The organism is Pantoea sp. SGAir0215 (assembly GCF_043543215.1).
On sequence record NZ_CP028031.1, the window covers coordinates 4,380,124 to 4,395,152 of the forward strand.

Here is a 15,029-nt window from a genome sequence, read left to right on the forward strand (position 1 = left end):
TTCGCCTTGTTACCCTTTTATCGGCGCGGGAAACGACTAAATTAGGCTTTTTTAATAGCGCTTTCCGATACCTGCAAGCGTCCGGCTCAATCAATTCTTTTAGCTGGCATATGAGCCGCCGTTTTGCTGCCTGACCACAACGTTATGCCTGCACTGACGACCTTTACCGCACGGGCAGACAGCAGCTATTCAAAGATAGCGCATCTGCCGCTTTTCAGCCTCACATCCCGCATGCGCTTCTTTCTCATACCAAACTGACGGAGACATAACAGCGACACCACAGACAGGCAAAACAGTTCTGCGGCTCTGCGTCTTCAGCCCGTGATCGCCTGTCGATTCGCCGTTGCGGCAGGCAATGTAACAAAATAATAAAAAATTTATCGATGAGTTTCGCCACTTTGCCTGCGCTGATGTATAGTAAAAAAAAAATAATATAAATCAGCACCCCTTTTTTCTGGGGCGCTGGAGAGAGTGACGGCAGGTTGCTGTTATCTGGCGATTTAATGTTATTTTTTCGAGGTTTTTGCATTATACCATCAGGTGAAAAAGCACTGACCCTAAATAATCAGTAAGGAATGGTTATGAAATTCAAGCTTTTTCTGTTAGCTGCCGGTGTTGCTACCACCCTGCCGTCCGCGACGTTTGCTGCCACTACCACGGGTGCAATTAACGCTACGCTAACATTAACCACGGGATGTCTGGTGAACGGCCAGTCGGCCACCTCTGGCGTCAACTTCGGTTCGTTGAACTTCGGTAGCAGCGCAGCCACCTTTGGTACGTTGAACGCTACGCTGGTCGGCGCGGCGGGTAACGGCATCTATGTGCGCTGTACGACCGGCCAAACGTTTAACGTTCAGGTGACCAGCAGTAACGCAGCACCGGGAACCGTCTACGGTACCGTTTCTTCTGCGCCACGCTACCTGGTGCTGGGCGCCGATAATACTCAAGGCATCGCTTATACCCTCTACAGCGATGCGTCCTTTACGACCGCCATCGCCAACAACACGAATATTGCGCCCAGCGGGACGACCGATCCGACCCTCGGCACCAATTACGCGATCTATGGACGTGTGGTAGGCGGCGGATTTAATCCGGTGATCCCGGCCGGGACTTATACCGACACGATTAACGTTGCCGTGAACTATTAAGTGCCTGTGTTGGCGTAGATGCAGATGACGGTAAGACGGTCACCTGTTTCGTTCACCGCTGGCGGGTTGCTGCTGATCGTGTGTATGAATGGGTGGAGCATTACGACCAGCTCCACAACATTCCAGGTTTCAGCGTCAATCGTGGCAGGTTGCGTGATCTCCGGCACCAATACGGGGATCTTCGGCACGCTCAATTTTGGCACCCAGTCGGGGCTGGCCAGTAGCAGCGTCAGCGCCAGCTATGTACAAAGTTCCACGATTAACCTGGCCTGCACGCCGGGTACGACGCTGAGTATGACCATCAACGGCGGCAGCAATTACACCACGGCCCGTAACCTGAAGCTGGCGAACAATACCAACACGATTCCTTATTACCTCTACAGCAATGCTGCACACACCACGCCGATTCCGGTGAACACAGCCGTGCCATTGAGTTACAGCAACGCGAACAACATTACGTTACCTATTTACGGCTTGCTGCAATTACCCGGTCCGACAAGCGCCGGGGTTTATTCTGACACCCTCAGCGTCACGCTGACCTGGTGATGAAAAAGGAGCTTTACCATGCCATCCCTGCGTGCCCTGTTTTTTCTGTTCGCTTTTCTGGTGTTGCCTCAGGCTCAGGGTGCAAATTCCGTAATGATTTGGCCCATCGATCCGGCCATCGATCCGGAAGATAAGGCCAGTGAACTGTGGCTGGAAAACCGAGGCAATACTACCACGCTGATGCAGGTGCGCATTTTTGCCTGGCAGCAAACGAACAACCAGGAGCAGTATCAGACCCAGCAGCAGATTGTTGCCAGTCCCCCGTTAGTGCGCATTGAACCGGGGCAAAAGCAACTGGTCCGTCTGATTAAACAGATCCCGCCTGCCACAGGACAGGAGATGGCCTATCGCGTTGTGCTGGATGAAATCCCCACGCCACGTGCCGTTGGCGATAATCAGGCCGGGCTCAATTTTCAGATGCGCTATTCGGTGCCGCTCTTTGTCTATGGCAACGGTCTGGTGCGCGACAATGCAAAACCCGCCCTGAGCTGGCGTCAGGTGAACGCGGGCGGTAAGCGCTACCTGGAACTGACGAATCGCGGTAACGGCCATGCCCGACTCAGCAATGTCACCATTGGTGGCCAGCGGCTCGGCAACGGCCTCTATGGTTATGTGCTGGCGAACAGCACACAGCGCTTTCCGCTCAGATCCGCCGTCAGCGGTGAACTGCGCGCAGAGACCAACACCGGACAGTGGCGCAGCGCCGCGGCGCAGTAAATCGCAATGAAGCCGTATTCCCCGCATCCCGTTGCGCTCGCCATTGCGAGTCTGTGTTGTCTGGTGCCCACGTTTGTGTGGGCAGAAACGTTTACGTCGCTTCCCCCGCCGCCGCCCGTTGACAACGGGGCCACGGGCCAGCGCTATATGCTGGAGTTGGTGGTGAATCAGCTGTCACGTGGCGATATTGTGCCCGTGGAGCAACAAAACGGCCACTTCCTGGTGCGGGCAGGCGACTTACAACGCGCGGGAATCCCGGCGGAGAAGATTCAGGGGCAACAGCAGGTCGATGTGAATCAGCTCGCCGGGGTCAACGTGGAGTACGACGATCGCCGTCAGCGCCTGTTGCTGACCGTGCCGCCCGGCTGGCTGCCTGAACAGACCATTGGTGAGAAAAGGAACGGGTCGCGCTTCCCCGGACGTGTGAGTACCGGGGCGCTGTTCAATTACGATCTCTATGCCACGCGCACCGATGTGGCAGGCACGCGTCTGGCCGCCTTTAATGAGCTGCGCGTGTTTGGTCCCGCCGGGCACTTCTCCAGCAATGGCGTTTTACAGCAGCAGCTGGAAGGACAGAATCGCTACCAGAATGACGGCTACATTCGCTACGACACCTGGTGGAGCAATGAAGATGAAAACGCCATCCTGAGCTGGCGGGTTGGGGACCTGACTACCGATGCGCTGTCATGGAGCAGCAGCGTGCGGCTTGGCGGCATCCAGATTGCCCGCGACTTTAGCGTGCGGCCGGATCTGATCACCTATCCCTTGCCTGCCTTTTTTGGCCAGGCGGCGGTGCCGTCAACGGTGGATCTGTTTGTCAATGGCTACCGCTCTACTCAGGCGAATGTCCAGCCTGGCCCCTGGTCGCTCACTAACGTGCCTTTCGTTAACGGTGCCGGTGACGCCGTGATTACAACAACGGATGCGGTGGGCCGTCAGGTCGTCACGACGCTGCCGTTCTATGTGTCCAGTAACTTGCTCAAGCCAGGCCTGTCTGACTACGCCTTTTCAGCCGGTGCGCTTCGGCAAAATTACGGCATCAAAAACGCCGATTACGGTGCGGCCGCGATGAGCGGCTCGTGGCGCTATGGCCTGACAGACTGGCTCACACTGGAAACCCATGGTGAAGGGAGCCGCGATTTGGCCATGGGCGGCGCAGGTGCTCTGTTTAAAGTCGGCAGTTGGGGCGTGATCAACGGAGCCGCCGCACAGAGCCACCTGGACAGCGAGTCGGGCAATCAGTACAGCTGGGGTTATCAATACAACACCAGCCGTTTCAGCCTGGGCACTCAGCATACGGTGCGCAGCGCGGGCTTTGGCAACCTGGCGTTGGTGAGTAGCCAGAGCAACGCCCTCTATGCAGATAACCGCTACAGCCTGGCACGGCGCACGGCGCAGTACACCGCCAGCGTGTCGCTCAATCGCTATGGCAGTCTGGGCGCGGCCTGGATCGACATTGCCAGCGGCGATAACCAGCGTACCCGCCTGTGGAACCTCTCCTGGAGTAAAAATTTGTGGGGCAATGCCAGCCTGTATGTCTCCGCCAGCCGCGACAGAGAGCAGGGAGAATGGAGCGGCGCAGTCTCGCTGGTGATTCCGTTTGGTGAAAACAGTAATGCTTCCCTGAGCGTCGAACGCGATCAACAGGGTCAACAAAGCCAGCGGGCGTATTTATCCCGCGCCATGCCCAGCGATGGCGGATTCGCCTGGGATGCCTCCTGGGCGAACCAGGGCGGCAACAGTGGCGACTATCGCCAGGGCAGTCTGCGTTACCGCAATAACAAGATCGATACCTCTGCCGGCTTCTACGGCGATGACGACAACCTCACCCAGTGGGCCGATGTGTCCGGCTCGGTGGTGTTAATGGACAGCCAGGTGTTTGCCGCTAACACCATTAACGATGCGTTTGTGGTGGTGAAAACCCATTACCCTGACGTGAATGTGCGCTATGAAAATCAGTCGATGGGACGCACTGACCGCCAGGGCTATCTGCTGGTGCCGTCGATCAGCAGCTACTATCCCGCTAAATACGACATCGATACGCTCGATCTGCCCGCCGATATGACGGTGCCCAACGTCGAGCAGCGCTTTGCCGTTAAACGGCAAAGTGGGTTTTTGCTGAACTTCCCGGTCGAGCGGTTGCGCGCCGCCAGCGTGATACTGCATGACGGTCAGGATAAGCCGCTGCCCGTGTCCAGCCAGGTGATTCGGCCGGGACGGGCTACGGGCTATGTGGGTTGGGACGGTATTGTCTGGATGGAAGAACTGGGTGCCACCAATCCCATCCGCGTGATCGCCCCTGATGGTCGCGCCTGCGAAACGATCCTGACGTTGCCTGGCGGTCAGCCGCAGGCACTCAAAACGTATGGCCCGCTTACCTGCCCGTTGCCGCCGCTCCCCAGAGGCGCATCCGTGCCTAATCCCGATAACGCCACTGCCGGAATCACCCCATGAAAACGCTAATGTTGCTGCTTTGCCTGCTGCTGTTACCCTCGCTGAGTTACGCCGCCTGTGCTCTGCCCGCCTCCAGCGCCAGCTTTGGCAGTGTGACCACCTTTGTGGCTAACACCACGGTCAGTAGCACCTCGACCAATGCTGACGTCAACTGCGGGGCCGGCAGCGCGCTGTCGCTGCTGAGCAATAACCAGATCACCTTTCAGCTGACCAGCGCCAGCAACGCCAATGGGACGCGCGGCATCCTCAAACGGAGCGGCGATACCGGCAGCGACAACATTCCGGTGCGGTTATGTACCGACAGCGCCTGTGCCAGTGAGCTCACCATTGGCGGACCTGCGTTTGTCTACAACTCCGCCACCTTAATCAACCTGGCGGGATTGCTGGGTAGTCTCAACTTTGCCATTCCGGTCTATTTGCGCACCCTCACCGGGCAAACCGTGGCCGCCGGGACCTACACGGTGACGCTGAATATGACGGTCACCTACAACATCTGTACCAGCGTTTCGGCTGTTGGCCTGTGTCTCACACCGCAAACCGGCAGCGGCGTCATTCCCATTACTGTTACCGTGGTGCTCAGCAACGACTGTACCGCCATCACCGCGCCCAATATCAGCTTTGGCAGCGCACCGCTGGTCGCCAGTTTTGGCAGCGTGTCACAAACCATCAATGTCCTGTGCAGTAAAGGCAGCACCTATACAGTGGGGTTAAGCAACGGCAATAACGCGGTAAGCAGCGTACGTAATATGGCGAGTGGGACGAACCAACTGAGTTACGAGATTTATAAAGGAACGACCAGTAATCGCTGGGGACCGAGTGGCACGGAACGGGTAAGCAGCACGGCGGCGGATACCGTCAGTACCGATGGGCTGACGCGCAGCTACAACTACACTGCGCGTGTCCTCACCACCCAAAATACGCCGCCTGCAGGGAATTATACCGACAGCGTCGTGGTGGATATCGCGTTTTAGAGCGGCGCGCTGACGGGGGTTCCGCTATGCCGGGCGCGATACTGTTTCACCATGCGGCCAATCAGTAATGTCCCGATTAATCCACAAATGGCCGCAAAGGTCAGCCACGCGCCGGGCATCGCCTTATCGCCGCTGGCGTGGATCAGATAGCTGGAAACGGCGGGCGTGAAGCCACCGAACAGCGCCGTGGCCAGGCTGTAAGCCAGCGAGAAACCGGCGGCACGCACCTCAGCGGGCATAATTTCTGCCAGATAAACCACCATCGCGCCGTTGTAGCTGGCGTACAGGAAGGAGAGCCAGAGCTCCGCCGCCAGCAGGTGGCCGAAGCTCGGCGCGCCAACCATCCAGTGCAGCACAGGCCAGGCGGTGGCAATCATCAATACCGTAAACGTCAGCAGCAGCGGACGACGACCTACGCGGTCAGACAGCGCGCCCATCACCGGGAGCCAGAACAGGTTGGAAATCCCCACAAACAGCGTCACCATAAAGGCCTGTTTGTCACTCATCATTAATACGGTCTTGCCGAAGGTTGGCGTGAACGCGGTGATCATGTAAAACATCACCGTGGTGGTCACCACCATCAGCATACCGGCTAGCACCAGTGCCCAGTTGCTGGCGACGGAACGCATAATGTCGGTCATTGATGGATGGTGTTTACGCTGACTAAAGGCTTCGGTCTCTTCCAGCATGCGACGAATATAGAACAGGAAAGGGACGATCAGGCAGCCCACGACAAACGGAATACGCCAGCCCCATTCGGTCACCTCATCATGTGAGAGTAGATGATTCAGCCCCAGCCCCAGCAGAGCCGCGAAGATCACCGCGATTTGCTGGCTACCGGACTGCCAGCTGACAAAGAACCCTTTACGCCCTTTCGGTGCCACTTCGGCCAGATAAACCGAAACGCCGCCCAGTTCTACCCCGGCAGAAAAACCCTGCAATAAGCGACCAAGTAAAATGAGTATCGGTGCGGCGGCACCCAGGGTGGCATAACCCGGGACCAGTGCGATAGTCAGCGTGCCTAACGCCATCAGCCCAAGCGTTAACAGCAGTCCTTTACGACGGCCATGATGGTCAATGTACGCTCCCAGAATAATCGCCCCCAGAGGACGCATCAGAAAGCCGGCACCGAAGGTCATCAGTGTCAGCATTAACGAGGAGAAGGGATCGTCTCCGGGGAAAAAGGTTTTGGAAATGGCCGTGGCGTAGTAGCCAAACACCATAAAATCGTACATTTCAAGGAAGTTACCGCTGGTAACATTGAAAATGGTTCTGGCCGCACCTTTTGGCGACTTTTGTAAAGTTTCACTTTGGCTCATAACTGCTTCCTTGGTTTTTTATCCCTTTTAGCCTGCCAGAGGTGAGATTAATGTGACCTCCATCACCATTGCACTTTACAAACTCTCTGGTTTAAGTAACAAGAAATTAACAGAAGGGTTACAGCAGCATAACTGCCTGCTCGGCGCAGGATTTGCCAGACAAGATGTGGCAAAAATTCAGGCATAAAAAAAGCGCGTCGGGCTGAACGCGCTGTCTTACAAAACAAGGGATAAACGGATGAAGGAGAAACAGGCGAAACGCACTCAATGCAAGGCTGTGCAGGACGGGTTTAGCCTGCGCATATCAACGACGCGTTATTTTTTTACCGTTTCCATCCCCATCAGGCCGATCTTGAGATAACCCGCCGTGCGCAGTTCATCCATCACGCTCATCAGGGTTTCATAATCGACCGATTTGTCGGCCTGGAAGAAAATGGTGGTATCTTTGTTGCCTTGCGTCTGCTGCATCAACACGTTGATAAGCGCGTCCTTGTTCACCTGATCGTTACCTACGTAAAGCTGCTTATCGGCTTTAATCGAGAGATAGACCGGTTTTTCCGGACGCGGTTGCGGCGCACTGGTGGACGCGGGCAGATTCACACGCACATCCACCGTTGCCAGGGGCGCAGCCACCATAAAGATAATCAGCAGTACCAGCATCACGTCGATAAACGGCGTGACGTTGATTTCATGCATTTCACCATCGGTTTCTGAGCTGTCGTTAAATCGCATTGCCATAACGCTTACCCCAGACGCAGTTTTTGCGCGGCGGCAGGACGGCTGACCTCAGGCTGAGCCAGGTTTCCCAGGTCGATATCGCGACTTTGCAGCAGCATGACCTGCGCGGCAACGTCGCCTAAGGAGGCTTTGTAATTAGCGATCATACGGGCAAACACGTTATAAATCACAACCGCCGGAATCGCCGCGACTAAACCAATGGCCGTCGCCAGCAGCGCTTCGGCGATACCCGGTGCCACGACCGCCAGGTTAGTCGTCTGGGTTTTGGCAATACCGATAAAGCTGTTCATGATGCCCCAGACGGTACCAAACAGGCCGACGAAGGGGGCCACCGAGCCAATCGTGGCCAGGAAGCCATTCCCGCGCCCCGCATGACGGCAGAATGCCGCAACCCGACGCTCAAGACGAAACGCAGTGCGTTCTTTAATGCCGCCGGTTTCTTCAACGCCTGCGGACAGGTCCAGCTCGTTTTGCGCATCATGTAACAGCACCGCGCTGTGGCTGGCCGCATGGAAGCTCTGGGCCGCGCGCGCGGCATCATTGAGACTGCGGGCTTCGCCTAATGCCAGCTGTTCACGCTTCAGGCGACGTCTGGCGGCGCTCAGCTCAGCGTACTTCCCGAAGAAAATGGCCCAGGTCACGACCGAGGCCAGTAACAGACCGATCATGACAACCTTCACCACAATATCGGCATGCTGATACATGCCCCACACGGAAAGGTCCGCTTGCATTAAATCACTGGCTACCACGCTGCTTCTCCAACTTCATATACAGGATGCGGAATAAGGGCAAATGATAGCAAAAATCAATCGAATTGATAGTGGTTCTCATTAGTATTTACAATCAAATAGCTGGACATCGCTGGAAGAAGGGATAACGCGTAGCCGTATCTGTCGCACCGCGTTGTCTGTATCCGGACAGTATGCAACGCAGCGATGAGGGCGGTCAGAAACTGCCTGGTCGATGGCTGATGCGCATGGAGAGTGAGTTGATCCGCAGCCCGCCCTGCTGAGCACGCTAACCGCAGACGCAGGGAAAGTGTTTTGTGGCGTTTAATAAGCCATCGGGCGTCATAATGGCGCGAGAAAAATAATTTTATCCGGTCCAGCATCAATCTGAATTTTCATTGTCAGATAAGCCAGCACGTAAAACATTGAGGCCGCCAGTCAGGGTTTGCCTGTTGTAAGTGGCCGTTGCGCAAACATAATGAAAACAGCCGATGAGTAACCTCTTTATCGCCAGCCTGATGACGTTTTTTCGTCGAATAAAGCAGCAGGGCCGCTGTGCTTCACATAACAGGATCGCTGCCTGCAATCGCCACGCTGATCGGCAATCCGTCCGGGCCCATCCGGAAGATGCGTCACTGAGTGCCGGCGCGCGCCGGTCCTCTTTGGTATCTGTACCAGGCGCTGAGGACTCGCCACAAATGCCGGGACGCCCAGCCTCTCTCTGGCTGTCGCGCGTCTTCCTGCTTATCTCACTGCTGTTGCCGGGATCGGGCATGGTTTCACCCTGTTCAGGGGCGTGCTATGCCGCGACGAACACCTTGATTACGTTGCACTTCTTCAGGCGCTGCTATGAATCGGGCAAGCCCTCATCCGGTATGGTGAAGTGTTTCAGTCGTCAGCTCCGCACGGTCGCGCTCATTCGCTTTATTCATGCTTCACGCAATGCGGCACCGCCGGGCAAACTGAAGCGTTTTCACTATGCGCATCACGCCGGTAAAAAGTCCGTCCGGCCGCCATTCCGTGCAGACAGCGGGGAAGCGCCAACACCGGTAAGTACGTCAACCTCCCCCCTGTTCCAGCCTGATACCTTACTGCGTCAGCGCCCTGCGCAACCGCAGCCGCCCTGCCTGAGTCAGGCAGACAACGCGGCACAGCAAAATCTGTTTGTGCCGCAACGGGACATGGACGCGGGCTTACTGCCCTGTCTGCATTGACCGCGGCTGGGCAGGTTAATGGATATCCCCCGGGCTGACGCCCCAGCGGGAGACGGTGCCGCTGTCCGCGCGCTGACGCTGCTGATAGCGTCCTTTCGCCGCAATCATTGCCACCGTCAGCAAGGCCGGAATCGCTAATACCGCGAAAATCGTGGTAACGCCCCATCCCAGCGCCAGCATTTCCGCGCCCGCCAGCGCACTCAGGATTGCGCCAACGCGCCCGACGCCGTGCATCCAGCTGGAACCGGTTGCCCGCGCCTCGGTGGGATAAAAGCTGGCCGACAGGGCATTCATTCCCGTGTTCGCGCCACCAATGCAAAAGCCTATCATCAGTGCGCAGCCGCCGAGCAACACCGGATGCGTCATCGACAGCCCCATACAAACAGTAAACAGTCCACCCGCACCGTAAATCAGCGATAAGGCACGATGCGATTCAATACGATCCATCAGCCAGCCGGAAAACAGAGAACCGCAGGTGCCGCCAGCCTGGAACAGGGCCGTAATAACCGCCGCCTGAACCACGCTAAAGCCGTTGTCTTTAATCAGCATCGGCAGCCAGCTGCCCAGGGTGTAAAACAGAAACAGTGCGGTGAAATAGGCGCCCCACAGCATCAGGCTGCCGAAGCGGTAGGTGTCATTGAGGACGACTTTCACAGGTTGCGCGTGAGCCCGACTGACCGGGGGCAACGCCAGCGTACACTGTTGCAGATCCAGATCCGGGGCCAGTTTCGCCAGGATACGGTGAATTTTTTGGCTGGCCGCGCGCCTGACCACCAGAAAGCAGACCGACTCCGGCAGCGCCCACAGCAGTAACGGCACAAACAGGATCGGCAGGATACCGCCCAGCAACAGCACAGCATGCCAGCCAAAGTGCGGCATCAGCCAGGAGGCGGCGAAACCGCCCAGTGCCGCGCCAAAAGTAAAGCCACAAAAAACGACGGTGATAAGAAAGGCGCGCCGTCTGGCCGGGGCAAACTCCGCCACCAGCGTCCCCACATTCGGCATCGCCGCGCCTAAACCCAGGCCGGTGAGAAAGCGAAACAGGACCATCTGTTCCATATTTTGCGAGAAGGCGGTGATCAGCGTCCACGCGCCAAAAAAGAACACGCTGTTAATGATGACCACTTTTCGGCCCAGCTTATCGGACAGCGGACCCGAGAGCATCGCCCCCAGCGCCAGTCCCACCAGCGCCGCGCTGATAATCAGCCCCAGTTCGCGATTCGTGATCCCCCAGTCTGCTTTCAATTCAGGGGCAATAAACCCCATGATGGCGATATCGAACCCATCAAGCGCGATGATGCAGAAGCCGAACAGCACCACCATCTTTTGCCACATCCCCAGCGGGCGGCTGTCGATTAACGCCCGAACATCAATTGCTTTGCTTTCCGCCACGGTGACTCTCCGGTGAAATAAGTAATGTGCAGTTACTATATGCAGGCGCTGCAGGGCAAGAAATGGCGATAATCGAAATTTTGTGCGTTTATCGCGCAACCTGCGCCAGTGCAGGCAGCTGAAATGCGTTAATGGCTTGTTAAAAATAAGGAATTTTCTGGAAAGTCTGTCTGGACTGTCCGGTGAGGATTGTGAGCGTGATCGGCGTGATGCCAGGAAGGGGAAAGAGAGAAAACGCGGGATTGCGGTAACGGGGCCAGTCAGCCTGGCCCCTGTGAATTACCGCATGGCGGTCAGCCGTACCGGCGCGTTTGCCGCACCGAAGCCGTGATAGCGACGCCGCCGCTCCAGTAATTCAAAGAAAAAGCGCCCTTTTTCATAGGGTTCCGTATAGACGTGAAGCAGCTCTCCGCCCTGTTCATCGCGATCATACATCACGTCAAAGCGCTGTAACTGCGCCAGAAAATCCGGGTCGAGGTCAAAGCGCGCCAGCAGATCCTGATAATAGTTAGCGGGGATGCGCAAAGTTTTCAGGCCGCGTTCGCGGGCGGCTTTTACTGCGCTGAACAGATCGTCGCAACCAAACGCCACGTGCTGTAATCCCGCCCCCTGGTAGGTCGTCAACGCACGGGCGATCTGCGTTTCCCGGCTGACCGACATATTCAACGGCAGACGGATAGCATCATTCGGGCTGCGTAAAACGCGGCTGCGCACCAGCCCAAGCGGATCAGGCAGTTCCCATTCGGTATCCTGAACAAAGCCCGGTACGCTGCGCAGGAACATAATCCAGTTGTCGCGCGTTTCATCCGGCAACGCGATCGCCAGATGATCCAGGGTCTGCATCGCAGGCTGAGGCGCGCTGCGATGCGTTAAATTGAAATCACTGTGGTAACCGTCCTGACCGGCGGGCTCGTCTTCCACCAGATAAATCAGGCTGCCATCCGGCGCGCATAAAGCCGGTATCTGACGTTCATTTGGGCCGGTTTCGCCCTGCCAGATAGCGTAGCCATAATCCTGCGCCCGCTGAATCAGGTTCTCCACGCCGCGTACGCGCCAGGCCACTGCACAGAGGGAAATACCATGCTGATGGTAGTAACCGCTGGCCTGGCTGTCGGGCTGCGCATTCAGAATGACGTTGACCTTGCCGTTGCGATAAAGCGAAACCTGTTTCGAACGGTGCTCGCCCGCGTGCACCAGGCCAAGCTGCGTGAGCCACTGCCCTAACGCCAGCGCATCGTTATGGCTGACGGCAAATTCAATAAACTCCAGTGCCAGCAGCGGCGGCTGAGGCGCTGAGTGAAATAATTCTTCTCCCGCCAGTGAAGCCAGCGCGCTGGGCAGCAGCGGTTGTCTGACCAGCCAGTCGCGGGTTTGCTCCTCCAGCCACAACAGCGATCGGTAGCCGTCCTGCGCCGTCGGCACTACCGGTGAAGCGCGGAATCCGTCGTTAAAAATCTCCAGCGACCAGGCATCGCGATAGCCATGTGCTGACAGCTGCGTCATAAACTGCGTCAGATTCAGTTCCCCCTGGCCGGGGAAGCAGCGGAAGTGACGGCTCCAGGAAAGCACGTCCATTTTCAGCAGCGGCGCATCTGCCAGTTGCACGAACACTATTTTTTCGGGCGGCACGATGTCCAGGCCGTCAAGGCTGTCGCCGCGAGACAAAATATGAAAACTGTCGAGCACAATGCCAAAGGAGGGATGGTCCACCGCTTCCACGCGGGCCCAGGCATCACGCCACAGGCTGACATGTCGGCCCCAGGCCAGCGCCTCATAACCGAGGGTAATACCGTACTGCGCGGCCAGCTCCGCCAGCGCACGCAGATCGCTGACCTGGGTGTTGAAATCATCGCTGCAGTCGGGTGACACATTACTGCATACCAGCATCCGCTGGCAGCCCAGTTGCGTCATCACCTCAAACTTGCGCGCCGCACGGGCCAGATTTTGTGCCAGCCTGTCACGCGGGCCGCCTTCGAAGTCACGGAAGGGCTGGAACAGTAAAATTTCCAGGCCCAGCTCTTCGCACAACTGGCGAATCTCCACGGGTGAGCCGGGATAATAGACTAAATCGTTATCGAAAATTTCGACACCATCAAAGCCGGCGGCGGCGATTGCGCGCAGCTTTTCCGGCAGCGTGCCCGATACCGAGACCGTTGCGACAGAACGTTTCATTATTGCCTCCTGATAAACGGTCACAGGGTGACCTTAAAGCAGCCAGTCAGCAGCGAGGCGTTCTGCTAACGGAGATTGGCAATTGTTATGAACCAGATGGAACATTTCGTCAATGTGACAGGTCATGATTTTTGGTTATGAGTACAGTTACGTTTTTTCACTTTTCTTTTACAAGTTACGCTTCCTACACTCGTTCCTCTGTACGCGAAAAACAAAACAATAAGGATGCCTGGATGAAAAATGACTGGCCCGCCCGTGAACTGGTACACCGTGATTACCGCCATCACCCGCCGGCGCTTGCGCCGTTGTACAAAACCAGCATACTGCGCTCGCCGCGCAATGCGCTGATTTCGCTGCAAAATTCCTTATCGGAAATCACCGCACCGGTGTTCACCCGTCAGGAGCTGGGCCCCCGGGACAGCGATCTGATTCTTAATTATGCGAAGGACGGCCTGCCGATTGGCGAGCGCATCATTGTGCATGGCTACGTGCGCGATGCGTTTGGTCAGCCGGTGCGGAATGCCCTGGTTGAGGTATGGCAGGCCAATGCTGGCGGTCGCTATCGTCATAAAAAAGATCAGTATCTGGCCCCCATCGATCCGAATTTTGGCGGCTGTGGTCGCATGCTGACCGACGACAATGGCTACTACTGCTTTCGGACCATTAAGCCCGGCCCCTATCCCTGGCGTAACCAGGTCAGCGACTGGCGTCCAGCCCATATTCATTTTTCCCTTTCTGGCGAAGCCTTTGCTCAGCGCTTGATTACGCAGATGTATTTTGAGGGCGATCCGCTGGTAGGACGCTGTCCTATCCTGCAGTCGGTAGGCAGCGAAGAAGCCGTCCGCACCCTGATTGCAGAGCTGGATACGCATTCGGCGATTCCCCTGGACTGTCTGGCCTACCGCTTTGATCTGGTATTGCGGGGTCACCGCGCAACCTGGTTCGAAAACCGCACTCAGGGAGCCGCATCATGAAAAACTATCTGCCTGAAACGGCCTCACAAACTGCCGGCCCTTACGTGCACATTGGCCTGGCACCGCATGCCGCGGGCTTTGATATCTTTGAACATAATTTCAGCGAGGTGCTCACGCAGCCGGAAACGCGCGGTGAGCGCATTACCGTTGAAGGCTGTGTTTACGATGGTTCTGGCACGCCGGTGCGCGATGTGCTGATTGAAGTGTGGCAGGCCAATGCCGCCGGGCGCTACCAGCATCCCGCTGATCAGCAGCACGACAAGCCGCTGGATCCGGCGTTTCGCGGCTGGGGGCGCACCTGCTCCGATTTTGACAGCGGCATCTGGCGTTTTGAAACCATCAAGCCCGGCAGCGTGACCGGCCGCGACGGACGTCCCATGGCGCCTCACCTCAACTTATGGATTGTGGCACGAGGTATCAATATCGGCCTGAACACCCGCCTCTATTTTGCCGATGAGCAGGCGGCAAATGCCCGGGATCCGGTGCTGAATCTGATTGAGTGGGAGAAGCGGCGCAACACCCTGCTGGCACACCGTGAACAACGCGGCAGCGAAACGGTTTACCGTTTCGATATCGTTCTGCAGGGCGAAAACGAAACCGTGTTTTTTGATGTCTGACGCTTAACAAAGTCGCTACATTGTCCTTGCCGCTGCGGC

At 56.9% G+C, this 15,029-nt stretch carries 14 protein-coding genes; 9 read left to right on the plus strand and 5 right to left on the minus strand.

What is annotated here, in order from left to right:
• The first annotated feature begins 581 nt into the window (after positions 1–581).
• Genes C1N64_RS20475 through C1N64_RS20495 form a run of 5 tightly spaced genes read left to right on the plus strand, consistent with a single transcriptional unit; the run spans position 582 to position 5,836 of the window.
• Positions 582–1,148, plus strand: coding sequence for a spore coat protein U domain-containing protein (locus tag C1N64_RS20475; RefSeq protein WP_006118158.1), 567 nt, complete (start codon positions 582–584; stop codon positions 1,146–1,148).
• A gap of 24 nt (positions 1,149–1,172) precedes the next feature.
• Positions 1,173–1,694 carry a Csu type fimbrial protein gene (locus C1N64_RS20480; RefSeq protein WP_006118159.1) on the plus strand — a complete coding sequence of 174 codons (522 nt, stop codon included), beginning with the start codon at positions 1,173–1,175 and terminating at the stop codon, positions 1,692–1,694.
• Between the two features lie 18 nt (positions 1,695–1,712).
• Positions 1,713–2,411, plus strand: a complete 699-nt coding sequence (locus tag C1N64_RS20485) for a fimbrial biogenesis chaperone (protein WP_394515163.1) — start codon at positions 1,713–1,715, stop codon at positions 2,409–2,411.
• 6 nt (positions 2,412–2,417) lie between these two features.
• A complete protein-coding gene (locus C1N64_RS20490; RefSeq protein ID WP_394515164.1) occupies positions 2,418–4,865 on the plus strand; it encodes a fimbria/pilus outer membrane usher protein in 2,448 nt (815 codons plus the stop codon).
• Entirely contained in the window at positions 4,862–5,836 is a 975-nt protein-coding gene (locus tag C1N64_RS20495; protein ID WP_033739775.1) for a Csu type fimbrial protein, read from the plus strand. The genes C1N64_RS20490 and C1N64_RS20495 overlap by 4 nt, the downstream gene beginning before the upstream one ends.
• Here the strand turns inward: C1N64_RS20495 and C1N64_RS20500 are convergent.
• On the minus strand, positions 5,833–7,155 hold the full coding sequence (locus C1N64_RS20500) for an MFS transporter (protein ID WP_394515165.1): 1,323 nt from the start codon (positions 7,153–7,155) through the stop codon (positions 5,833–5,835). The genes C1N64_RS20495 and C1N64_RS20500 overlap by 4 nt on opposite strands.
• 52 nt (positions 7,156–7,207) lie before the next feature.
• Here C1N64_RS20500 and C1N64_RS20505 point away from each other — a divergent pair, with 52 nt between their 5' ends.
• Positions 7,208–7,342, plus strand: coding sequence for a hypothetical protein (locus C1N64_RS20505; RefSeq protein WP_255421309.1), 135 nt, complete (start codon positions 7,208–7,210; stop codon positions 7,340–7,342).
• 128 nt (positions 7,343–7,470) lie between these two features.
• Here the strand turns inward: C1N64_RS20505 and exbD are convergent, their stop codons facing one another.
• Together exbD and exbB are read right to left on the minus strand one after the other, a co-directional pair.
• Complete coding sequence (gene exbD / locus C1N64_RS20510; protein ID WP_006118163.1) at positions 7,471–7,893, minus strand: TonB system transport protein ExbD; 423 nt, start codon at positions 7,891–7,893, stop codon at positions 7,471–7,473.
• A gap of 5 nt (positions 7,894–7,898) precedes the next feature.
• Complete coding sequence (exbB, locus tag C1N64_RS20515; RefSeq protein ID WP_199227862.1) at positions 7,899–8,624, minus strand: tol-pal system-associated acyl-CoA thioesterase; 726 nt, start codon at positions 8,622–8,624, stop codon at positions 7,899–7,901.
• Positions 8,625–9,319: 695 nt separating this feature from the next.
• Here exbB and C1N64_RS20520 point away from each other — a divergent pair.
• Positions 9,320–9,835: a hypothetical protein gene (locus C1N64_RS20520; RefSeq protein WP_226375859.1), complete on the plus strand. Its 516-nt coding sequence runs from the start codon at positions 9,320–9,322 to the stop codon at positions 9,833–9,835.
• A gap of 15 nt (positions 9,836–9,850) precedes the next feature.
• Here C1N64_RS20520 and C1N64_RS20525 read toward each other — a convergent pair whose 3' ends face one another.
• Positions 9,851–11,227, minus strand: coding sequence for an MFS transporter (locus C1N64_RS20525; RefSeq protein WP_039342179.1), 1,377 nt, complete (start codon positions 11,225–11,227; stop codon positions 9,851–9,853).
• 279 nt (positions 11,228–11,506) lie between these two features.
• Positions 11,507–13,399: a bifunctional sugar phosphate isomerase/epimerase/4-hydroxyphenylpyruvate dioxygenase family protein gene (locus C1N64_RS20530; RefSeq protein WP_162285896.1), complete on the minus strand. Its 1,893-nt coding sequence runs from the start codon at positions 13,397–13,399 to the stop codon at positions 11,507–11,509.
• Positions 13,400–13,632: 233 nt separating this feature from the next.
• Between C1N64_RS20530 and pcaH the strand changes: the two genes are divergently transcribed.
• Together pcaH and pcaG are read left to right on the plus strand one after the other, a co-directional pair.
• Entirely contained in the window at positions 13,633–14,373 is a 741-nt protein-coding gene (gene pcaH, locus C1N64_RS20535; protein WP_033739780.1) for a protocatechuate 3,4-dioxygenase subunit beta, read from the plus strand.
• The gene (gene pcaG, locus C1N64_RS20540) at positions 14,370–14,990 is read left to right on the plus strand and encodes a protocatechuate 3,4-dioxygenase subunit alpha (RefSeq protein ID WP_033739781.1); all 621 of its coding nucleotides are present in this window, start codon (positions 14,370–14,372) and stop codon (positions 14,988–14,990) included. Before pcaH ends, pcaG begins: the two co-directional genes overlap by 4 nt.
• The last annotated feature ends 39 nt before the right edge of the window (positions 14,991–15,029 follow it).